Source organism: Paeniglutamicibacter sp. Y32M11, assembly GCF_019285735.1.
In the GTDB taxonomy this organism is placed as follows: domain Bacteria; phylum Actinomycetota; class Actinomycetes; order Actinomycetales; family Micrococcaceae; genus Paeniglutamicibacter.
Genome location: NZ_CP079107.1, coordinates 3,629,588 through 3,649,638, shown reverse-complemented (window position 1 = coordinate 3,649,638; position 20,051 = coordinate 3,629,588). Strand labels below are relative to the sequence as shown.

The window sequence follows — 20,051 nt, the reverse complement described above, 5'->3', positions numbered from 1 at the left end:
CGGTCAGGGGTGAGAATCGTTGTGCTCACCCGATGTTCTTTAGCCTAGGCAACGGACCTGACCGTTGGTGGAACATGAACGAAGGTGAAGCATAGGGGTGCAACATTGGTGCAGCACAAAAAGCGCGGGCCCCGGGTGCGTTTTCGACCTTGTGGGCGGTGCGGCCCAAAAGGTGCGTGGGCACCTGGTAGGTTTCCTTGGCGGTCAGCGCGGAGGCCGTGGCGATCAGGGCGATCGCGGCGGTGAACAGGCTGATGACCACCCAGCCGCCGGGCTCCAACCCGCCCAGGGCCGCAACGATGGACGGGGCGAAGCCCGCCATCAGGAATCCGAGCTGCGTGCCGATGGCCAGGCCGGAGAAGCGGACCTAGGAGGAGAACATCTCCAAACTCGCCCATCGGCTACTGGCACCGCGAATTCGGCTACACCTTCTGGAGCGTCGCAGATGAGGTTGGTGCCTTCGCGGCGGGGATGCGTGGACAGTAATAGGCACTGCCGGACATGGTCGAACGTCGCCGACACACGACCCGGACCACGGTGGTTTTATTCGGTGAGGTCTTCCGGTGCCAATCGGAGTTCCTCGGCATCCATGGTGCTCTGGAGTTGGCGCAGCACCGTGTCGTCGATGTGTTCCTCGTTGCGCAGCCGCACCATGGTGGCCCGCTTGTTTTCGAGGACGGCCAAACGCAGTGCCGTGTATTGCTGGTGGTGGCGCAACTCTTCCTCGGCCTCGACAAGACCCGCTCCCGCGTCTAGAACTCGCAGGTGGGTTGCGTATTCCTGGCGAAGCCGTTCGGTGACTGGCGCTTCGGTGTTCAACTGCGCGGCAAGGCGATCAATGTCCATCAGCACTTCTTCGGCCGCGGTTCGCTGGGCCAGCAGCTTCTCCTGCTCGATCGCGGTGTCCCGGGCCAGGGCAGCCCAGCGCAGCACCAGCGGCAGCAGGATGCCCTGCACCACGATGGTCACCACGATGACGCCGGCCGTGACGAAGACCAACATGTCGCGCTCGGGGAAGGGCTCCCCGGAGGAGAGCAGCAGCGGGACACCGAGTGCCGCGGCCAGGGATACGGCGCCGCGAAATCCACAGAGTCCGCTGACGATTCGGGCCCGGTAGCTCATCCGCCGCAGGCGTTGAGCCGGGCGTCGATCGAGCAGGCGGATCAATTGGGTGCTGGTAAAGAGGAAGACGATGCGCACCACGATCAATGCGACGGAAACCAACGCGATCAGCAGCAACCCACGAATAACCAACGGAGCTTCCAGAGCTCGTATGGCGGCCTGCAGTTCCAGGCCCACCAACACAAAAAGCGAGGCGTTCAACAGGTAGGTGGCCAGTGACCAGAAACCGTCTGACTGTCGTCGTGTTCCGGCGCGGGCTCGACGCGGTGCCGCCTGACTCATGATCAGTCCGGCGGTCACCACTGCGAGCACTCCCGAGGCCTCGATCATTTCCGCTAGGAGGTAGCCCAGGAACGGGGTCAGGATGCTCAGCACGGTTTCCTGCACCGGATGATCCAGACGGGAGCGCGTCTTTAGGACCAACCACGCCAGCGCGGAACCGATGAGGATTCCGCCGCCGTAGGCCAGCAGCACCAGCCAGGAGATGTGTGCCGTGGTGATCGCCTCTTCCCCGAGGGTGAAGGTGACAGCGATGCCATAGATCACCAGAGCCGTGCCGTCGTTAATCAAGGACTCGGCACGCAGTAGGGTCACGTTGCGCCGCGGCAGGCTGCGGGTCAGTGCACCGACGGCCGTCGCATCGGTGGGAGCCAGCGCCGCACCCAGGACCCAGGCCGGACCCCATGGCATACCTAGGGCGTGGGCGATCACCGCCACCACGCCGGCGGTGGCCACCACCAGTAGCGTGCTGGTCATTACGATGCCACGAAAGTTCGCACGAATTTCACGCAGTGAGGTGGTCAGGGATTCCCAAAACAACAGGGCCGGCAGGAAGAGGAAAAGCACCACTTCCGGGGGCAGAGAGACCTCACGCAACACCGGCACAAATCCCAGCAATACGCCGCCAATCAGCCGTATTACCGGTGGGGCCACCCGCAGAGAATGGGCAAGACCTGTGCCAACAAAAATGGTGACACCCAGAATCACAACGATCTCTAATCCGAACATGGTGAGGCCTTTCATGTGGAGGGGGAGTGAAGCCCCGAATCAAATTCGGAGAACTTCATCGGCCCCCAACCATCACGTGGTCATTTCCATAGGAACACGCCGGTGGCACGCAGCGGAAGGCTCTGCTTATACCGGTACCCGCAGTACCTGTTTATGACGCTGCGAGGTGCCAACGGCCCGGGGCTCGCTAGCCATCCGCGTCCCGAGCGTGGAGTGTTTTCAGGTCTGGGCCCGAAAGTCGATGCGCATGACCAGCCGGCGCGGTGTGGGATGGCTGACCTCGCTGAATCCCGCGTCGGCAAAGATGGACCGGCTGCCCACATACATCTCTCCCCACATCGCGGCCTTACCCTCGGGCAAAAGTATCGGATAGCCCTCCACGGCGCTGGCCCCGCGTTCACGGGCAAAGTCCACCGCGGCGGGGACCATGGCCCGGCTGATGCCCCGGCGCCGGTAGCCGGTGCGCGTGACAAAACAGACCAAGGCCCACACACCCTCATCGTCCGGATCTTCCGCGCGCCCGCTCCATGGGACCCGTGAGGTGCGCAAACGAGGGTAGGCGGTGCGGGGCTCGATCGCGCACCAGCCCACCGGTTCATCGGCGAGATACCCGACCAGCCCGCTGGTGGCCGCGGCCCGCGGATTTCCGCACGCGGTCGCAACGCGCAAGCGCTCGGTCCGCTCCTCATCGGTGAGGGCGGCAAAGCTCTTGCCTGGATTCTGGAACCACTGGCATTGACAGTGCCCGGGCTCGCCCCGGGTGCCGAAGATCAGCCCCAGGTCCTCGCTGCTGGCCCGATTGGCCGGAACGATGCGCAATGCGGCGGCCGTGGTGGTTGCTGGGTTCGGTTGCATGCGGGGCTTCTCCTGCCGGGGTCCGGGTGCGTGCCGTTGAGCCGTGGGTCCTTCCGGTGTTGAGACTGCCACCGCGGCGCGGGGTGGTCAAGAGCATAGAGAAGGGGCACGGAAGAGTGTGCTCTTCCGTGCCCCGCCGCAGCTGATATGGCCGGTACTACTTGGCCTTTTTGGCCGCGCTCTTTTCGGTGCTGGTGTCCTTGTTAACCAATTCGCCCTCATTGTTTTCCAGATGCGAACGCATGAACCACTGGAATTGCTCCAGCTGACCGGTCTGACCAATGAGGATGTCCTCGGTGATCGGGTCCAGCTTTCCGACCTCCTCGATGGTCTTGCGCATTGACTCGATAATCCCGGTGTAGACCAGATCGAGCGCGGCGAGGTGCTCGCTGGTGCTGGCCCGGCCAATCTCGTAGTCGTCCCACGCTCGTGCCGCAACCAGGGCGCCGGGCAAACCATTGGGGGCCACACCCATGGTGGCCATGCGTTCGGCCAGTGCGTCGATCATGGCGCGGACCAGATCGATCTGCGGATCAAGCATTTCGTGGACGCCAATGAAGTCACGTCCCACCACATTCCAGTGTGCGTGCTTGAGCGTGAGCTGCAGGTCGTTGAATGCGTGGATCCGCATCTGCAGAGCGCTCGCGACCTTGTGGCCGTTGGTCAGGCTCAGTCCCGGAACGGTGAATCCTGCTGTGTTTGATGTTTTTGCTGCCATTTCTGCCTCCTCGATCTTCGACTGCTGATGCAATCGTCCGTGGATACTCATGTAATGAAGCTGTGCCAGCAACGTATCACGCACCGAGGGCGAAACGCCCGGGGATTTCGCGAAGAGAAAACATCGCGGCGGTGATGCCGCTCAATTTCACGCAGCGCAGTTTATTGTTCCGGAAGTGTTGAACGAGGAGTGACGATCCGCGGCAGGATCAGCAGCAGGAAGAGGGCCGCGGCCATGAGGATGCCGCCGAAGATCAGGCCCGTTTGCCAGCCGTGCAGCACCTGGAGGACAAACCAGACGCATCCGGCCACCAATACTCCCACTCCCACCACAACCACCCGGGAAATGTTGTGACCGAGGTGGACGGTGGTGGCCTTGAGCTGCTGCCCGAAGAAGTGCCGGTGCACCGCCACCGGTGTGATGAGCAGCAGAATCACCAGCGCCGAGGCGACCAGCAGCGCCAGATAGAACCGTTCATCGGGAACCTCGAGGGTGTCGAAACGGGATTGAAAGGGCAAGACCACCAGAAAAGCCGCGAGGATCTGCGCACCGGTTTGCATCACGCGCATTTCTTGGAGCAACTCGTTCCATTTACGGTGCAGCTCCTCGTCGTTGTCCTCGGTCTTCTGAGTGGTGCTGTTGTGCTTGGCCATGACTGCTCCTCGTGCCGGGGTTGGTGTGTTAAAAAGATAAGGCGATAGACCGTTTTGGGCCGCGTCAACAGGCCGTAAGACGGGGCCGAATCGGTCACTCGGGTGGAATTGATGCGAGCGCAGGGCCTAGGGTGGGGAAGGTGAACAGCTATGCGCAGGACACCGAATACCCACCGATTCCCGGCACTCATGACGGATTTGTCCATGTGCGCGGCGCGAATGAGAACAACCTTCAAGACGTGGAGGTGCGCATCCCGCGTGATGCCATCGTGGCATTCACCGGGGTCTCCGGTTCGGGGAAATCCTCGCTGGCCTTCGGCACCATTTTTGCCGAGGCGCAGCGCAGATTCCTGGAATCCGTGGCGCCCTATGCCCGCCGGCTGATCGCCCAGGGCCATACGCCGAAGGTCGAGTTCATCTCCGGACTACCGCCGGCCGTTGCCCTTCAGCAGCGCCGTGGCACCGCCAGCTCCCGCTCCACCGTGGGCACGCTGACCACGCTATCGAACTCGGTGCGGATGCTCTTTTCGCGCGCCGGTGATTACCCCCAGGGTGCACCGCGGTTGGATTCGGATTCCTTCTCGCCAAACACCGCCATCGGTGCCTGCCCCCAATGCCACGGTCTGGGCATTTCCCATGCCGTCACCGAGGATTCCCTGGTCCCGGATGCGAGCTTGAGCATCCGGGAGGGGGCGATCGCCGCATGGCCGGGAGCCTGGCAGGGCAAGAACCTGCGCGACATCACCTCACAGCTGGGTCATGACGTGGATGTGCCTTTCCGGGAATTACCCCAGAAGGAACGCGATTGGCTGCTGTTCACCGAGGAACAGCCGGTGGTTGAGGTGACGCCCGAACGCGACAGGGTAGCAAAACCCTACAAGGGTCGCTTCTGGAGCGCCCGGCGCTACGTCCTGCACACCGTGGCCGAGTCCAAGTCCGCATCGATGCGGGCCAAGGCACTGCAGTTCATGCACACCGGGCCCTGCCCGGAATGTGCCGGGACAGGTTTTCGCCCCGACGCACTGGCCGTCACCTGTGCGGGGCTCAACATTGCCGAGTTCAACGCGACCGCCCTCGACGCCCTGGCCGTGCTGCTGCGCCCGCTGGCCGAGGCCCGGAACAAGGAGTCCGGGGGCATGAGCGGTGAGGTGGCAGCCTCGATCGCCACCGATTTATTGGAGCGCATCACGGTGCTCACCGGCCTCGGCCTGGGCTACCTGAGCCTTGACCGGGGTACTCCCACCCTGTCTCCGGGCGAAATGCAGCGCCTGCGCATCGCCACCCAGCTCCGTTCGGGTCTCTTCGGGGTGATCTACGTGCTTGACGAACCCTCCGCCGGCCTGCACCCGGCCGACGCCCAACCACTGCTTGAGGTGCTTGAGGCATTAAAAGCAGGTGGCAACTCGGTCTTTGTGGTGGAACACAATATGGACGTGGTCGCCCGCGCAGACTGGATCATCGATGTGGGTCCCGGGGCCGGTGCGGGAGGCGGCAAGGTGCTCTACAGCGGACCGGTGGCTGGGCTCGCGGACGTCAACGAGTCGGTGACCCGGCGGTTCCTGGAGCCCCGTCATGGCTCCGAGGTATTGCGAACACCCCGGGTCACCGAACAGTGGCTGGAGCTGGACGGCATCAGACTGCACAACCTAGTGGGCCTGGATGCGCGGTTCCCCCTGGGGGTGCTCACCGCCGTCACCGGAGTCTCCGGATCCGGGAAGTCCTCCCTGGTCAGCCAGGCACTGGCAGTGGGCCTCAGGGACCAGTTGAGCGCCGGCGGGTCAGCCACCAGCAGTGAGCCCATCGAAGCCGATGGCACGGATCCGGACACCGAAATGGCGCGGGCAACCCTTGGTGAGGTCCGTGGGGCGCAGCGGATCGATCGGATCGTGGCCATGGACCAAAAGCCCATCGGGCGCACCCCGCGCTCGAATCTTGCCACCTATACCGGCCTCTTTGACGCCGTGCGCAAGGCCTTTGCGCAGACTCCGCTGGCCCGCGAGCGCGGTTACGGTGCCGGACGGTTCTCCTTTAATGTCGCCGGCGGGCGCTGCGAGACCTGCCTGGGTGAGGGGTACTTGGAGGTGGAACTACTCTTCCTGCCCGGAAGTTATGGCCCCTGCCCGCAGTGCCACGGCTCGCGCTACAACCCCGAGACCCTCGAGGTCAGCTACGCGGGCAAAAACATCGCCGAGGTGCTGGAGCTGAGCGTTGATGACGCCGCGGCGTTCTTGGCCGAGATCCCCGCCGCCGCACGTTCGTTGCAGACGCTGCGCGATGTGGGCCTGGGCTATCTGTCCCTGGGGCAGCCGGCACCGGAGCTTTCCGGCGGTGAGGCCCAGCGGATCAAGTTGGCCACCGAGCTGCAGCGCGCTCGGCGCGGGCACACGCTCTACCTGCTCGATGAGCCCACCACCGGCCTGCACCCGGCGGATGTGGCCCTACTGCTAGAACAACTGCACCGCCTGGTCCAGGAGTCCAACACCGTGGTGGTCGTTGAGCACCATATGGATGTGGTGGCGACCGCCGACTGGGTCATCGATCTGGGCCCCGCCGGGGGAGATCAGGGCGGAAAGATCATCGCCACCGGGACACCTCGGGAATTGGCGCTGAACCCGACATCCAAGACCGCACCCTACCTCGCCCGGCGCCTAGGGTTGGCGGGATCCACCCCGGAGTAACCGGCGAGCGCGGGGAGATAAGGATGGCAGAATCAAAGGCGTGGAAAATCAACCCGTACCGCGATACCCCCTAGCCCCACCCGAGGTGCAGCTACGCACCGAAAGCTGGGCCCTGTGGGTGGGTCTTGGAGCCACGGTGCTCGGCGGCTTGGTGGGGCTGATCGCCTTCGCCGGCTATCGACCGGATCTCTCCGGGACACGTTCGGTGGCCGTGACCGCCGCGGTGCTGGCCGCGATCGCTGCCACCGGAGGCAGCGTGCTGGGTTATGTGCAGTTTTTAGCCAAGAGCCAGCAGTGGCTTTCGGAACTCCCGCTCTACCGGCAAATCACCAATGCCGCGGCCCTGGTGATCCTGCATGGCGCGATGTCCTCCATGGCAGCCCTGGTGAGCTTCCGGATCATCCAGAACGCGTTCCTCGGTCTGACGGTTGATAGCTACGCGGCGGCGTTGATGGTGGGTGTCTGTGCGGGTATCAGCGGGTACATAGCACTGGTCTCCGCCGCGCGGATGAGCGCCCAATCCCTCTCTACCCTGCTGGCGGTATTCATGGCCACCGGAGTGTTCATCTCCATGCTGGCAGCCGATAACCCCTATTGGTGGCAGTCGATGTTCTCCGCGCTGGGCACCCGGGCCGCCGGCCCCACCTCATTCTGGACCTTTAACTTCACCCTGGTGATCTCCGGGCTGGTGCTCTCGATGCTCACCGCATTCATCGTCCGCGATGTGCGCCTCTTGGCCAGTATCCGTGACGAGTATGCCGATGTGGTCGGAAAACCACGAGCCACCATCATCCGGCCCAGACCGCTGGTGGTGCGTATCTGCCTGTTGGGTCTGGGGCTCTGTGTCATCTTTATCGGATTGATCCCGGTGAGTCTCTCGCCCACGGTGCATTCGGGGGTGGTGCGCATCGCGGCGGGATTCATCGTGGTGCTCCTGGTGGGTGCGGCCCTCTGGCTCCCGGGATTCCCCGCCATTTTTCACCTGCTGTCCTTTGCCTGTTTCCTGGGACTGGTGGGCGCGGCCCTGCTCTGGCAGCCGCTGGCCTACTACAACCTCACGGCCTTTGAACTGGCGGTGGTGGGCATCGTCTTCGGCTGGTTGGTGGTGTTCATCCGCACCACCGCCGCGGCGCTCGCCGTGAAGGAACAGGAGCTCTTTGACGTGCTGGCGGCCAGAAGCTCGGTGCTCTAGGTGCTGGCCACCTCGAAGTGGGCCACAAACATATCCGGGCGCACCAGCACCACCGAACCATCGGGTAGCGAACGCTTGGGGGCCGGGGCAAACTCGTGCAGCGGCACCGAGTATTCATCGGCCAACTCTTGACCGCGTTCCCTGCCCAACGGCCCATAGATGTGTACCTGCCAGCTGGCGTCGTTAAGTACCTCGAAGTTGTCCGGATGCTCCCCGCTGCGATTGGGTACCCAGGGAAGTCGGCGGCCCAGCACCGCGCCGCGGCGTCGGGTTCTGGCAAACCCGGTGGCTAGGGTGGCGCGGTCCGCTGCCCCGTCGTCCATCCAGTAATGGATACGGATCTGCGAGAGGTAGCCGAAGGCGCGGCGTCCGGCGGGGATCCGCCCCATCAGGCGGATGGCAATCGGCCAGATCATGGGCAACAGCCGGGTGCGTACCAAGCGGGCCAGGGTGGTGTTGGCGGTGGCCGCGGCGAAGAGCTTGTCGGTGGTGGCCACCAGGCGTAGGGCCACCGGACGTCGCTCGGCCTCATAACGCGCCAGATAGGACTCCGGCATGCGCCCGGTCAGGACGTCTGCGAGCTTGCAGACCAAGTTATGGGCGTCCTGCAATCCGGTATTCATGCCCTGCGCACCGACCGGTGAATGAATGTGGGCGGCGTCCCCGGCCAGGAAGACTCGACCCTTGGCGAAGTGTTCGGCCACGCGGTGGTGCACCCGGTAGGTCGCAAACCACGCGGCCGAGGAATAGCGAATGCCAAATTCGTCGCGCAGGTTATTCCGGGCGCGGTCCTCATCGATGTCGGGCCTCTGGGACGCGGTGGCAGGATCGTGCAGGATACCCAGCAGCCGGCGGCGTTGTGCCCCATCGGCACCCGGGCCCATGGGGAAACCGAGCATGAAGTTCTCTTCGGAGAAGCGCAGATTGATGCCCGATCCGGTGCCGGTGACCCCCTGGGCGTCGAGGACGTAAAAGACCTCGTCGTTGGTGTTGCCTTTGAACTTGATGTCCAGAGATTCGCGGACGGGGGAGGACGCCCCATCCGCGGCGATCACGTAGCTCGCGGTGATATCCACCGGGCCGTTGGGTCCGGTGCACTTGATCAGCAGATGTTCCCCGGTGTCCTGGAGTGAGTCAAAGCCGTGTCCCCAGAGAACGTCGTGGCCGCCGGCAGCCAACTGTTCGGAGAGTAATTCTTCATTGGCGCTTTGTTCCAGCATGGTCAGCCCGGCATAGGCCGTCTGGGAGTAGCCGAGGCGGTTGAGCTTGATGCTCTTGAAACTGCGCGCTCCAATGCCGGGGCGCAGTTCGCCGGCGGGCACGGCACGCTCCTTGACCTTCTCCGCCAGCCCCAGCTGCCGGTAGATCTCCATGCTGCGGGCCTGCAGTGCCAGCGCGCGTGATTCGCGGGTGGGGCCGGACTTCGGGTCAATCACCAGGGCGGGGATCCCGAATTTTTGTAACCAGGCCCCCGCCATGAGTCCCGTGGGACCTGCGCCGATAACCAAAACGTCTGTGTGAAGTAGGGTCGCGTCCATGGTTCTCACGCTACGCCCGAAAGCTGTGCAAATCACCGGTGGGAGCCGAGCGGCGGGTAACCAGGGGGCAAATTCTGGGTCCGGTGGACTTCCACGTTAGGGCCACGGGTGGAGTCAACGGCCCAGAATGTAGAAGATCAGCAGCATGGTGACCAGGAACCCCGTGAGGTAGTTCAACCAGAGGAAGCGCCGCCATCCGGTGTTGGCTTCGGCGGAATCCTCGTCGCTCAACCGCGCGTAGGGCAGCACATTGGCCACATAGGGCAGGACCAGGGCCGCGGCCAGCGGAGAGGGCCAATCGGTACTCAACAGCAGTAGGCCGGCACAGAGATAGGCGGCAGCCGCAAAGCGGACGGTCCATTTGGCGCCGAGCACCGTGCCGATGGAGCCCAGGGATGCGGCGCGGTCGGGCACGATGTCTTGCACCGCACCAAAGGCATGCGAGGCCATGCCCCAGAGGAAGAAGGCCAGTAGGATCGCGACCGCGGCGACATCCAGGTGCGCCCCGGCCAACACCAGGCCGTAGAGCGCGGGGGAGACAAAGTGGGTGCTGGAGGTCAGCGAGTCCAGGAAGGGTCGCTCCTTAAAACGCAAGCGCGGGGCACTGTAGGCGAAGACCGCCGCCATGGAGGCCAAGAGCACCAGGTTCGCCTGCCAGGAACCCGCCACCGCGAGCACCATCAGGAACGGGACACAGAGAACCGCACAGGCCAGCAGGATTCCCCGGTGCCGGCTTCGATCCACCACCGCACCCTCCGCCCCGCCCTTGCGCGGGTTCAACAGGTCCGATTCATAGTCGAAGACGTCGTTGATCCCGTACATGGCCAGGTTATAGGGGATGAGGAAGAACAGGGTTCCCACCAGCCACAGCCAGTCGATCCGCCCCGAAGCCAGCAGATAGGCGGCGGCAAAGGGGTAGGCGGTATTGACCCAGGAGATGGGTCGGGACGTCAACAAGAGTTCGCGCAGCATTTCTAGGCGTCCCTTCCGCTGCCGGAGACAGGGCCCCCGGCCAGTAGCCACAGGGCCGGGACCACAAGCGCCGCACAGAACGGGTAGCTGAAGTCCTCCAGCGGGGCCAGTCCCACGCGGATGCCGAGCAGGGTTTGGTTGTTGTAGTCGAAGAGTCCCGAGCCGATCATGACGTTGTCGAATACCGCGGTCAGCACCAGCAGTACCAGCATCGTGAGCCCGATCGCGGGGGCCACCTCGCTCAGCCTGCGGCGGCGCACGCGCAGTGCCACGGCGAAAAGGAGCAAGGAGCCAAGCATGAAGTAGCTGGATAGGTGGGCGAAACTCATGAGCGTTCCTCCAGGTTCGTTACGGGTGCTGAACGGTGGCTCCGCGCGGCGCGGCGTACCTTCAGGGTCATGGCGCCGGTGAACAGGATCATTGCGTTGTAGCAGAGGAAAAACAGGAAGAAGACCTCTTCCAGTGGCAACTGATCACCGAGCATGAGCCCGGTCATCAGGGCCGAGTCGCGGTGCAGGAAGATGCCAAAATCGATGGCGATCACGTCCCACAGCAGGAACATCGCGGTGCCCCCGAGCAGCGCCAGTGCGGCGGGTAGCGGACTGGCGAAAACGAAGAGTCGGTATTTGGCATCGATGGCCGCCATGCAGGCGATCAGGGCCAGCAGGATCAGCAGGTAGGTCACGGGCGTGTCTCCCGGGCCAATGCCGTGGGGGCAAGCGACCACGCGGGATGGTGGGGGTCGATGGGTCCCTTGTCCGCGATCCCGTTGATCTTCTTGGCGATGATTTCCGCGCTGATCAGGCACATCGGAATGCCGATGCCCGGGCGTACCGAACTGCCGGCATAGTGCAGGCCGCGGACCTTGGTGCTGTGATTCGAGGGACGGAAGAAGGCAGACTGGCCCAGCGTGTGGGCCAGCCCCAGGGCCCCGCCCTGCCAGGCATTAACGTTCTGCACGAAGTCGCCGGGGCCAAAGCTCTGGCGCACCACCACACGCTCGCGCAGGTCATCGATCCCCACCCAGCCGGCCAATTGCTCCAGCGCGGCATCGGCAACCGCCTCCACCTGTGCCGATCCGGTGCCGTCCGGCCCGCCGGTGCCCCAGGCCGGAAGCGCCGGTGCGGGAATCAGGATAAAGAGGTTCTCATGATCCGCCGGTGCCACGGAGGGATCCGTGGCGCTGGGCATGCAGACGTACAAACTGGTTTCTTCCGCGAGGTCTTCCCCGCGGTGGATGCGTCCGAAATTATCATCCCAATCGGCGGTGAAGAGCAGATTGTGATGGTTGAGTTGCGGGAGCTTACCCCGGATGCCCAGGCAGAGTAATACGGCGCTGGGTCCCGGATCGCGCCGCTTCCAACTGGCCGCCGAGGAGGAGCGATGTTTTGCCGGGAGCAGCTCGGTCTCCAGGTGGTGCAAATCTGCGGCTCCGATGACCGTCTGCGCCTCGAGGTGCCGCTGCGCGCCGTCTTGAACCCAGCGCACGCCCCGGGTCCTGGCCTTCGCACCGGTGCCCGACACCTCGATTCCGGTGACCCGGGCCCCGGTGATGATCTCTACCCCGGCATCCCTGCAGAGTGCGGCCATGGCATCAACCAGCGTGGTGAAGCCGCCCATCGGGTACTGCACTCCCTGGGTGAGGTCCAGATGGCTCATCAGGTGGTAAAGCGCCGGGGTGCGCTTGGGGCTCGAGCCCAGGAAGACCGCGGGATAGCCCAGGATCTGGCGTAGGCGCGGATCGCTGAAGCGCTTGGCCACGAAGTCAGCTAAGGAGCCGGCCAGCAGCGGTGCGAGCTTGGGCAGAAGCGGCAATAGCCGTGGATCGAGCACGGAGGCGGGGGCGGAAAGATCGGCGTAGAGGAAGTGTTCGAGGGCTAGATCGTGGCTTTCGGCGGCCTTTTTCAGGTAGTCATCCAGTGCTGCCCCGGCACCCGGCTGGAGGGATTCAAAGGCATCCCGGGCCCCGGCCCCGGACGGCATATCCAGCGGGGTGTACTCGTTCTGGAACCAGGTGCGGTAGCCGATGGGCAGATCCACCAGATCCAGGGCGCGCTCGGTGGAGGTCCCCATGAGGGTAAACCAATGCTCAATGACCTCGGGCATGAGATACCAGGACGGGCCGGTATCGAAGCTGAATCCGTCGCGCTGAAGCCGTCCGGCGCGGCCACCGAGATCGTCCTGCTTTTCCAGCAGGGTGACTCGGTGCCCGGAGGTGGCGAGCAGGCCGGCGGTGGCCAACCCGGAGAATCCTCCGCCGATGACCACCACCCGGCGTGGCGCCGGCAGGGATGCCTTTTTCATGGTTGTCCTTTGGTTGCCGGGTTGCTGGTGGTGATCGAGGGGCGTCGACCCAGTGCGGTACGCAGCGCGATCATGGCCTTGTGTCCGTTGGGCACCGAGATCCGCCGGGTCATGAGCTCGGCGGCGGGGGTGCGTTCGAGCCGGTGGTTGAGTTCGCTGAATAGTCCGTGGGCCATGGCCACGGCGCGGGCGGCGCGTGGAGCCAGATGCGCGATGCCCAGCGCGGCGGCGTCCAGGTCCGCGCCGATCTCCCGCACCAAGGCGTTTTTGTGCTCGTCGGAGAAGGCCGTGGGGTCCAGTCCGGGGAAGTAGCTGCGGCCCAACTCCGAGGTGTCGGTGGCCAGGTCGCGCAGGAAGTTCACTTTCTGGAAGGCAGCGCCTAGGCGGCGGGCGGCGGTTTCGGTTTGTGCCTCGTGCCCGGCCGGGGCGTCGGGCATACAGCGGAACACCGCAAGACACATCAGTCCCACGACCTCCGCCGACCCGTAGATGTAGCCCTGGAGAGTGGCGTCGTCGTGGCGGGTCACCAAAAGGTCGCTGCGCATGGAGGCGAAGAACGGGCGAGTCAGCTCCGTGGTGATGCCTTGGGACCTTGCGGTGCAGGCGAAGGCGTGCACGATCATGTTGGTGCTGTAGCCGCTGGCTAGCGCCGCCTCGGTTTCGGCCTCGAGCTGCTCCAGAGCCGCTGCCACCTCTTGAGCTTTCAGGCCCGCCTCGCGGGCGACGCCGTCGACGACCTCGTCGGCCAGCCGAACCAGGGCGTAGACGTTGGAGATGTGCTCGCGGGCCGGGCTGCCCAGCATGCGGCAGGCCAGCGAGAATGATGTGGAATACCGGGTGATGACCACCCGGGCGCTGCTGCTGGCGGTGGCGGAATAGCGCTGCAGAGCGGTGGGGCCTTCGGTGCGCGCCAGGGTGGGTCCGTTCATCATCTAAGCACCCCGGTTCAGGATCAAGTCGGCAAAGCCCTCGAGCTCGGAGCTGACCCGGTCCGGTAGGTTCAGCGTGCGCGAGGCCGAGGTGGCGCCGGAGCACAGATCCTGCGCCAATTGCCGGGCAAAACGCTCGGCACCGGTGGCCTCCAGGGCCGAGCGCATGGCCGGCACGTTCGCGTCCGGATCGCGGAAGAGCTGCAGGTGGGCCGCGAAGCCGGGAGTGGCGGCGGCCATGGCCGTGAGGATGGTACTTTTGCCCTCACGCAGGTCCGATTCGATGGATTTCCCGGTCTGTTCGGGATCTCCGAAGGTCCCGAGGATGTCGTCGATGAGCTGGTAGGCGACGCCCAGCTGGCTGCCGATGTTGGCCAGGGCCGCGGCCTCGGCGGCATCGGCGCCGGCCAGGAGCGCTCCGGTGTGCAGTGGCACCTGGAAGGAGTAGGCGGCGGTCTTGAGCTTTTCCATGCGCAGCACCTCATGCACCTGTGCCGGAACGGGGTCCAGCGAGAAGAGCAAGTCCTCGAGCTCCCCGGCGCCGGCATGGTGGATCCCTTGGTGGAAGGAATCTTCAATGGCGTCGGCCGCGGGAAGTGAATCCGCGGCGCGGCGCGCCAACTTGATGGCGGCCGCCAGCAGCAGATCGCCGGCGATGATGGCCGCCGAGTGTCCAGCATGTTCGGCGTCCTGCGCGGACTTGCCACGGGCCAACGCATCATCGCGGTACAAGGCCGAGAGGGTGGGGCGCCCGCGGCGGGTGAAGTCGCGGTCAATGACGTCGTCGTGCATCAGCAGCGAGCCGTGGAGCAGCTCGAAGGCGCAGCCCATCTGGATGACACGTTCCAGACCGTCCTCGGAGTCGGTTGCCTGCTCCGTGCGAGCCGCAAAGGCCTCGTGGCCCAGCAACACCAGTCGCGGTCGGGTGAGTTTGCCACCCTCCAGGGCCAATTCAATGCGGGACCAGAGTGTTTGGGTGGCCGTGGAATACTCTCCGGCGGCTTCCCGGTGTTCGTGGATGACGGTGACCAAGTGACGTCTGACTCGCTGTTGAAGAGCGCCAGATTCCATGGAGGCTGGCGGGCTGCTAGTCTGCGCGGGACTGTGGCTGGGCAGGCTCATGATCGTTCGTTCCGTTTCTTGGTGGCGGCGGGAGGAGTCAGGGTGTCGATACGGTTTTGCATGGCGGCGAGGATGTGTTCCAGGTAGCGCACCACCGATCGCTGCCCCTCGGGGGTGAGCCCGTGGATGGCGTGTTCCGCATCGGCAAATAGTGGGCGCAGGGCCGTCATGGTTCGAGAAACGGCGAGGGGGCTGGGATGAAGGAGCAGGCTGCGCCGGTCCGTGGGGTGGGCCGAGCGGATGACGAACCCGTGCGCGCTCATCCTGTCGATCAGGGCGGTGGTGGCGGCGCTGGAGATGTTCAGTTTCGCGGCGAGGTCCCCGGGCGTCATCGGGTGATCCAGCATCAGGTGCTGCAGGGCGTGGAAATCTGTTTCGTTGATTCCAAGATGGAGGCACAGGGAATGCTCCATGACATCGTTGAGCCGCAGCACCGAGTGCAGCAGCATGGACGCCGTGTGTGGGTCCGATCTCTCGTCCGGGTGGAGCTCCATCAGCTATTCCTCGATAGGTTGATTACTAGCTTTGTTAGATACATGATGGTTTACCAAGTACTGATTTGTCGAGTGGCACTAAGAGATTTAACAAATTTTTGCCGGAGTATTAACTTCCCGCGTGCGTTTTTCGGGGAGTGAGGGCGAATGTCGCACGATCGGGGCCCGCTGATGCTTCTTATTGCGCCCCTTGACTACCTGAGCCCTATCGTGGCCGGAAGCGGTATTGGTGCCCCGCCAAGTCGCCGTCGCGCCTGGCCGGACGACGACTCAGTGTTCAGCGTCCCCGGCCCGCACGATTCGACATGGCCTGCCACCTCGGCGACGCGTTTTTTGGGCATGTCTGCCCTCAGCTCGGTGCCGAATCGGGTCCAGTCCAGCGCGCGCTATCGCGGTAAAGCGGTGGTCGGGCACGCAATGGTGCACGAACCTTTCGCGGCGGCAACGGAAGTTGATGGTGGTGCCCAATCTCACCGCACAGATAGCAGATACCCGTGGGACAATGGAAACGATGACTTCCCCCGAAATTACCCCAGAGACCGTACCTTCCGCTGCCGAGCCCAATGCAGCCGAACGGGCAGCACGCCGAGCCGAGCAAGCTGCCGCCCAGGGCGCCCAGCAGATGCGTATCTCCGAATCCCGGGCCAAGGCAGAGGGCCGCGCTCAGGTGCGCCCCACCGCCGAAGGGTGGAAGCAGGCCATGGGTGAGGACGGCCGCCCGCAGCTTCAGTTCACCGCCAAGGCTCGCGTGTCGCAGCCGCCGGTGCACCTTGCTGACCTCACGTTGGCCGAACGTGCCGACAAGCTCAAGGAAATGGGCCTGCAAGGTTTCCGCGCCAAGCAGCTTTCGGTGCACTACTTCCAGCACTACACCACCGATCCCGAGCTCATGAGTGATCTGCCTAAGGAACGTCGCGCCGAATTGGCCGCGGCCATGTTCCCCAAGCTGCTCACCGAGGTCAAGCGTCTTGCCACCGATGATGGCAAGACCATCAAGTTCCTCTGGCGCCTCTTCGACGGCTCGCTGATCGAGTCGGTACTGATGCGCTACAGCAATCGCATCACCCTGTGCATCTCCAGCCAGTGCGGCTGCGGCATGAACTGCCCCTTCTGCGCCACCGGACAGGCGGGGTTGACCCGCAACATGTCCACCGCCGAAATCCTGGACCAGATTGTCCAGGCCAACCGCGTGATCGCCGAGGGCGGCCTGGGCGGTCAGAAGCACCCCGAAGAGCGCGTGGGCAACATTGTCTTTATGGGCATGGGTGAACCCCTGGCCAACTACAAGCGCGTCATGAACGCTGTGCACCGCATGGTGGCAGAAGCCCCCGAGGGCCTGGGCATGAGCGCCCGCGGCATCACGGTCTCCACCGTTGGACTGGTCCCCGCCATGAAGAAGCTGGCCGAGGAAAATGTCCCGGTCACCTTCGCCCTGTCGCTGCACGCACCGGATGACGAACTGCGTGATGAAATGATCCCGGTGAACTCCCGCTGGAAGGTTGACGAGGCTCTAGATGCCGCACACGCCTACTACGTGAAGACCGGTCGCCGCGTCTCCATCGAGTACGCGCTGATCAAGGACATGAACGATCACGGCTGGCGCGCGGACCTGTTGGCCCGCAAGCTTAACGCCCGTGGCCGCGGCTGGGTGCACGTGAACCCGATCCCGTTGAACCCGACCCCGGGCTCGGTCTGGACCGCATCGGAGCCGGACGTCACCGCCGAATTCATTGACCGTCTGGAATCCGCTGGCGTTCCCACCACGCTGCGCGACACTCGCGGCAAGGAAATCGACGGCGCCTGCGGTCAGCTCGCCGCGGCTGAGTAGGCTGTAACCACCATGTTGGGGCGCCACGCGCCATTGATGAGATGAGTTTTTGATGTCGCTGTCAGCACCGTTCTTCCTCGACAAGTCCGACACCGCCAGTTGGAAGGCGCTGAATGGGCTTTCGCTGAAGGTCAAGGAAGCAACGGCCGCTGCGGGGCTCGACACGCGGCTGATCGAATTGCTCAATGTGCGCATCTCCCAAATCAACGGGTGCTCGTTCTGCCTGGACATGCATGCTCGTCTCGCGCTCGAGGCCGGCGAGACCACCCAACGCCTGGCCGTACTCACCGCGTGGCGTGAAACGTCGCTTTTCACCGAGCTGGAAGCGGCGGCGCTTTCCGTGGCCGAGGCCGCCACGGTGCTGCCGGATTCCGAGACCCGGATCGCCGAGCTCGCCGCTTCCCGCCAGGTCCTGGATGATGCGCAGTTCTCCGCGATCCAGTGGGCAGCGATCGCCATGAACTCCTTCAACCGGGTCTCGATTCTCTCCCAGCACCCGGTGCGCTCGCGCTCCAACTAGGGTCAGCGCGCTTCGGTGTTAGAGGACTCGGATAAACCCGGTTTCCGGGCTTAGCGTGGTGTAACTCCCGTTTTTTATCCAGAACTCTCGGCTCGAATCCGACAGAAGTAGCTCGGAAACTAGGTAATCTTAATTCACGGTTGTGCGAAATGCGCCGCCTTCGGATTGATGGAGGAATCACAATGGCCGGCGGTCTAGTAGCACTTCTTGATGACGTCGCTGCACTGGTGAAAGTCACTGCAGCTTCCCTGGATGACATTGCCCTTGGTGCTGCTAAGGCCAGCACCAAGGCGATAGGTGTGGTCATCGACGATGCGGCCGTCACGCCGCAGTACGTTGACGGTCTCACTCCACAGCGCGAGCTCAAGGTGGTGTGGAAGATTGCGGTGGGTTCCATCCGGAACAAACTGCTCTTCATTCTGCCGCTGGCTCTGATCTTGTCGCAGTTTGCCCCGTGGGCACTGACTCCAATTTTGATGATCGGCGGATGCTACCTGGTCTTCGAGGGCGCCGAAAAGGTCCTCGAAGCAGTGGGGCTCGTCGGTCACCATGGTGGGGAGGCAACCGAGGTTCGAGATGAGAAATCCATCATCAGGGCTGCGGTGCGCACCGATCTGGTGCTTTCTGCCGAAATCATGGTGATCTCGCTGAATGAGGTTGCCCACGAGAGCTTTATCAACCGGACCTTGATCCTCATCGCCGTGGCGATCGGTATGACGATCGCTGTTTACGGTGCGGTGGGCCTGATCGTTAAAATGGATGATATCGGGCTGCACTTGGCACAACGCAAGTCAAAGTTCTCCCAAGCCTTCGGTCGTGGACTGGTCAAGGGCATGCCGCTGGTGATGTCGTTCCTGAGCAAGGTGGGCGTCATCGCCATGCTGTGGGTCGGTGGACACCTGCTGCTCGTTGGCCTGGATGAACTCGGCTGGCATGCTCCATACGGCTTCGTTCACCACCTCGAAGAAATGGTTGTTCACGCGACCGGGTCCTTCGGCGCGTTCCTCGGCTGGTGCGTCAATACCGCGTTGTCCTGCGTGGCCGGTCTCATCATCGGTTCCGGGATCACCGGCGTTGTCATGGGAATTGGCAAGCTGCGTAAAAAGCACTAAAACCACCCGTGGTGGGCGGCGCTCAAAGTGCTGGCCCACCGCGGCGCGTGGGGAGCAGTGAGTCTCGGCCTCGGAGCTAATTCGCAGACCGAGCAGGCAGAATAGAATCATGAATCAGCCCAGCGAGCAGGGAATTCTTGCCCACTACGCCCCGGAGAGCGTGTATCTCTTGGGAGGTGGACGCGCTATTCTGTTGCAGCTGGCGATGCCCGGAGTTGGCCATGGGGTGGCGCAGCATTCAAACTTTGCCAGCAACCCGTTAGGTCGACTCAACGGCACCCTGACCTACATTTATGCCTTGAGCAACGGCACCGACGAACAACGTGCCAAGGTTCGTGCGATCGTGCACGCGGCCCATGCACCGGTTAGGGCGCCGGCCGCCAAGGACGGATCTCACCCGGCCTACTCGGCGCGTGATCCGAAACTGCAGTTATGGGTGGCCGCCACCCTGTACGACTCGGCCATGATCATTCAGCAGGCAGTATTCCCTGCACTTGATGATGACACGGCCGAGGAACTGTATCGCGATTATGCGCGCCTGGGCACCGAGCTGGGGATGCCAGCGCACCTGTGGCCGGCCACCCGAGCCGACTTCGCGGTCTATTGGGCAGAAGCCAGCGCGAGGCTGGAAGTTGATGCTCGTGTGCGTCAGGTCGCTCATGAGCTGTTGGTTGCCAAGCACGCACCGCTCTGGATCCGTTTGGTGATGCCGCTGGCCAGATTCGTCAGCATTGGTCTCTTGCCGCACGACGTTCGCACCATGTACGGCTTCAATTTCAGTGAGCGTCTGCAACGCCGGCTGGAATGGGTGCTGCGGTGTGCCCGCATGGCCGTGCGTGTATTGCCGCGCGCGATTCGACACCTTCCCATGAGGTACTACCTCAAACGACTCGATGGTCGCTAGGCACCTGGCATGTGATCGGTGAAGCGCGAACCGAAGGAGCTAACCCAATTGCAGGTGATGCCCCAAGCATGAACATGGTGAGTGTTAATCAGAACGAGGTAA

18 protein-coding genes and 1 pseudogene are annotated in these 20,051 nt (G+C 63.7%); 6 read left to right on the top strand and 13 right to left on the bottom strand.

Going from position 1 to position 20,051, the window contains the following annotated elements:
• Positions 1 to 163: 163 nt before the first annotated feature.
• From KUF55_RS16205 to KUF55_RS16185, 5 genes and pseudogenes are all read right to left on the bottom strand, one after another.
• A pseudogene (locus KUF55_RS16205) lies at positions 164 to 397 on the bottom strand (MFS transporter); the annotation flags it as partial.
• Between the two features lie 146 nt (positions 398 to 543).
• Positions 544 to 2,130, bottom strand: coding sequence for a Na+/H+ antiporter (locus tag KUF55_RS16200; protein WP_218817287.1), 1,587 nt, complete (start codon positions 2,128 to 2,130; stop codon positions 544 to 546).
• Positions 2,131 to 2,349: 219 nt separating this feature from the next.
• Positions 2,350 to 2,985 (bottom strand): GNAT family N-acetyltransferase, encoded by a 636-nt coding sequence (locus tag KUF55_RS16195; RefSeq protein ID WP_218817286.1) that lies wholly within the window; start codon positions 2,983 to 2,985, stop codon positions 2,350 to 2,352.
• Between the two features lie 157 nt (positions 2,986 to 3,142).
• Positions 3,143 to 3,703, bottom strand: a complete 561-nt coding sequence (locus KUF55_RS16190; RefSeq protein ID WP_218817285.1) for a Dps family protein — start codon at positions 3,701 to 3,703, stop codon at positions 3,143 to 3,145.
• Between the two features lie 161 nt (positions 3,704 to 3,864).
• Positions 3,865 to 4,356 (bottom strand): DUF6328 family protein, encoded by a 492-nt coding sequence (locus KUF55_RS16185; protein WP_132360012.1) that lies wholly within the window; start codon positions 4,354 to 4,356, stop codon positions 3,865 to 3,867.
• A gap of 140 nt (positions 4,357 to 4,496) precedes the next feature.
• Here KUF55_RS16185 and KUF55_RS16180 point away from each other — a divergent pair, with 140 nt between their 5' ends.
• Together KUF55_RS16180 and KUF55_RS16175 are read left to right on the top strand one after the other, a co-directional pair.
• A complete protein-coding gene (locus KUF55_RS16180) occupies positions 4,497 to 7,034 on the top strand; it encodes an excinuclease ABC subunit UvrA (RefSeq protein ID WP_218817284.1) in 2,538 nt (845 codons plus the stop codon).
• Between the two features lie 40 nt (positions 7,035 to 7,074).
• The gene (locus KUF55_RS16175; protein ID WP_218817283.1) at positions 7,075 to 8,226 is read left to right on the top strand and encodes a hypothetical protein; all 1,152 of its coding nucleotides are present in this window, start codon (positions 7,075 to 7,077) and stop codon (positions 8,224 to 8,226) included.
• On the opposite strand, the gene KUF55_RS16170 is transcribed toward KUF55_RS16175, so the two are convergent.
• The 8 genes from KUF55_RS16170 to KUF55_RS16135 form a co-directional block, all read right to left on the bottom strand.
• Positions 8,223 to 9,764 (bottom strand): FAD-dependent monooxygenase, encoded by a 1,542-nt coding sequence (locus KUF55_RS16170; RefSeq protein ID WP_255557116.1) that lies wholly within the window; start codon positions 9,762 to 9,764, stop codon positions 8,223 to 8,225. The two genes, KUF55_RS16175 and KUF55_RS16170, sit on opposite strands and share 4 nt — an antisense overlap.
• 114 nt (positions 9,765 to 9,878) lie before the next feature.
• Positions 9,879 to 10,736, bottom strand: coding sequence for a prenyltransferase (locus tag KUF55_RS16165; protein WP_218817281.1), 858 nt, complete (start codon positions 10,734 to 10,736; stop codon positions 9,879 to 9,881).
• Positions 10,737 to 10,738: 2 nt separating this feature from the next.
• Positions 10,739 to 11,065: a lycopene cyclase domain-containing protein gene (locus KUF55_RS16160; RefSeq protein WP_132360002.1), complete on the bottom strand. Its 327-nt coding sequence runs from the start codon at positions 11,063 to 11,065 to the stop codon at positions 10,739 to 10,741.
• Positions 11,062 to 11,421 carry a lycopene cyclase domain-containing protein gene (locus KUF55_RS16155; protein WP_132360000.1) on the bottom strand — a complete coding sequence of 120 codons (360 nt, stop codon included), beginning with the start codon at positions 11,419 to 11,421 and terminating at the stop codon, positions 11,062 to 11,064. Before KUF55_RS16155 ends, KUF55_RS16160 begins: the two co-directional genes overlap by 4 nt.
• Positions 11,418 to 13,040 carry a phytoene desaturase family protein gene (gene crtI / locus KUF55_RS16150; protein WP_218817280.1) on the bottom strand — a complete coding sequence of 541 codons (1,623 nt, stop codon included), beginning with the start codon at positions 13,038 to 13,040 and terminating at the stop codon, positions 11,418 to 11,420. Before crtI ends, KUF55_RS16155 begins: the two co-directional genes overlap by 4 nt.
• Positions 13,037 to 13,972 (bottom strand): phytoene/squalene synthase family protein, encoded by a 936-nt coding sequence (locus tag KUF55_RS16145; RefSeq protein WP_255557115.1) that lies wholly within the window; start codon positions 13,970 to 13,972, stop codon positions 13,037 to 13,039. The genes crtI and KUF55_RS16145 overlap by 4 nt, the downstream gene beginning before the upstream one ends.
• On the bottom strand, positions 13,973 to 15,091 hold the full coding sequence (locus tag KUF55_RS16140) for a polyprenyl synthetase family protein (protein ID WP_218817279.1): 1,119 nt from the start codon (positions 15,089 to 15,091) through the stop codon (positions 13,973 to 13,975).
• Entirely contained in the window at positions 15,088 to 15,585 is a 498-nt protein-coding gene (locus tag KUF55_RS16135; protein ID WP_218817278.1) for a MarR family winged helix-turn-helix transcriptional regulator, read from the bottom strand. The genes KUF55_RS16140 and KUF55_RS16135 overlap by 4 nt, the downstream gene beginning before the upstream one ends.
• A 622-nt stretch (positions 15,586 to 16,207) precedes the next feature.
• On the opposite strand from KUF55_RS16135, the gene rlmN reads away from it, so the two are divergent.
• From rlmN to KUF55_RS16115, 4 genes are all read left to right on the top strand, one after another.
• Positions 16,208 to 17,413 (top strand): 23S rRNA (adenine(2503)-C(2))-methyltransferase RlmN, encoded by a 1,206-nt coding sequence (gene rlmN / locus KUF55_RS16130; protein ID WP_255557484.1) that lies wholly within the window; start codon positions 16,208 to 16,210, stop codon positions 17,411 to 17,413.
• A 52-nt stretch (positions 17,414 to 17,465) separates the two neighbouring features.
• A complete protein-coding gene (locus KUF55_RS16125) occupies positions 17,466 to 17,933 on the top strand; it encodes a carboxymuconolactone decarboxylase family protein (RefSeq protein ID WP_218817276.1) in 468 nt (155 codons plus the stop codon).
• Between the two features lie 182 nt (positions 17,934 to 18,115).
• Entirely contained in the window at positions 18,116 to 19,045 is a 930-nt protein-coding gene (locus KUF55_RS16120) for a DUF808 domain-containing protein (RefSeq protein WP_218817275.1), read from the top strand.
• 109 nt (positions 19,046 to 19,154) lie between these two features.
• On the top strand, positions 19,155 to 19,949 hold the full coding sequence (locus KUF55_RS16115; protein WP_218817274.1) for an oxygenase MpaB family protein: 795 nt from the start codon (positions 19,155 to 19,157) through the stop codon (positions 19,947 to 19,949).
• The last annotated feature ends 102 nt before the right edge of the window (positions 19,950 to 20,051 follow it).

Bases quoted from the DNA above. Each gene is read 5' to 3' on its own strand.
- KUF55_RS16195 (WP_218817286.1), bottom strand. From the start codon at position 2,985: ATGCAACCGAACCCAGCAACCACCACGGCCGCCGCATTGCGCATCGTT.
- rlmN (WP_255557484.1), top strand. From the start codon at position 16,208: ATGCGTATCTCCGAATCCCGGGCCAAGGCAGAGGGCCGCGCTCAGGTG.
- KUF55_RS16135 (WP_218817278.1), bottom strand. From the start codon at position 15,585: ATGGAGCTCCACCCGGACGAGAGATCGGACCCACACACGGCGTCCATG.
- KUF55_RS16145 (WP_255557115.1), bottom strand. From the start codon at position 13,972: ATGATGAACGGACCCACCCTGGCGCGCACCGAAGGCCCCACCGCTCTG.
- KUF55_RS16185 (WP_132360012.1), bottom strand. From the start codon at position 4,356: ATGGCCAAGCACAACAGCACCACTCAGAAGACCGAGGACAACGACGAG.
- KUF55_RS16125 (WP_218817276.1), top strand. From the start codon at position 17,466: ATGTCGCTGTCAGCACCGTTCTTCCTCGACAAGTCCGACACCGCCAGT.
- crtI (WP_218817280.1), bottom strand. From the start codon at position 13,040: ATGAAAAAGGCATCCCTGCCGGCGCCACGCCGGGTGGTGGTCATCGGC.
- KUF55_RS16115 (WP_218817274.1), top strand. From the start codon at position 19,155: ATGAATCAGCCCAGCGAGCAGGGAATTCTTGCCCACTACGCCCCGGAG.
- KUF55_RS16165 (WP_218817281.1), bottom strand. From the start codon at position 10,736: ATGCTGCGCGAACTCTTGTTGACGTCCCGACCCATCTCCTGGGTCAAT.
- KUF55_RS16120 (WP_218817275.1), top strand. From the start codon at position 18,116: ATGGCCGGCGGTCTAGTAGCACTTCTTGATGACGTCGCTGCACTGGTG.
- KUF55_RS16190 (WP_218817285.1), bottom strand. From the start codon at position 3,703: ATGGCAGCAAAAACATCAAACACAGCAGGATTCACCGTTCCGGGACTG.
- KUF55_RS16200 (WP_218817287.1), bottom strand. From the start codon at position 2,130: ATGTTCGGATTAGAGATCGTTGTGATTCTGGGTGTCACCATTTTTGTT.
- KUF55_RS16160 (WP_132360002.1), bottom strand. From the start codon at position 11,065: ATGAGTTTCGCCCACCTATCCAGCTACTTCATGCTTGGCTCCTTGCTC.
- KUF55_RS16140 (WP_218817279.1), bottom strand. From the start codon at position 15,091: ATGAGCCTGCCCAGCCACAGTCCCGCGCAGACTAGCAGCCCGCCAGCC.
- KUF55_RS16170 (WP_255557116.1), bottom strand. From the start codon at position 9,764: ATGGACGCGACCCTACTTCACACAGACGTTTTGGTTATCGGCGCAGGT.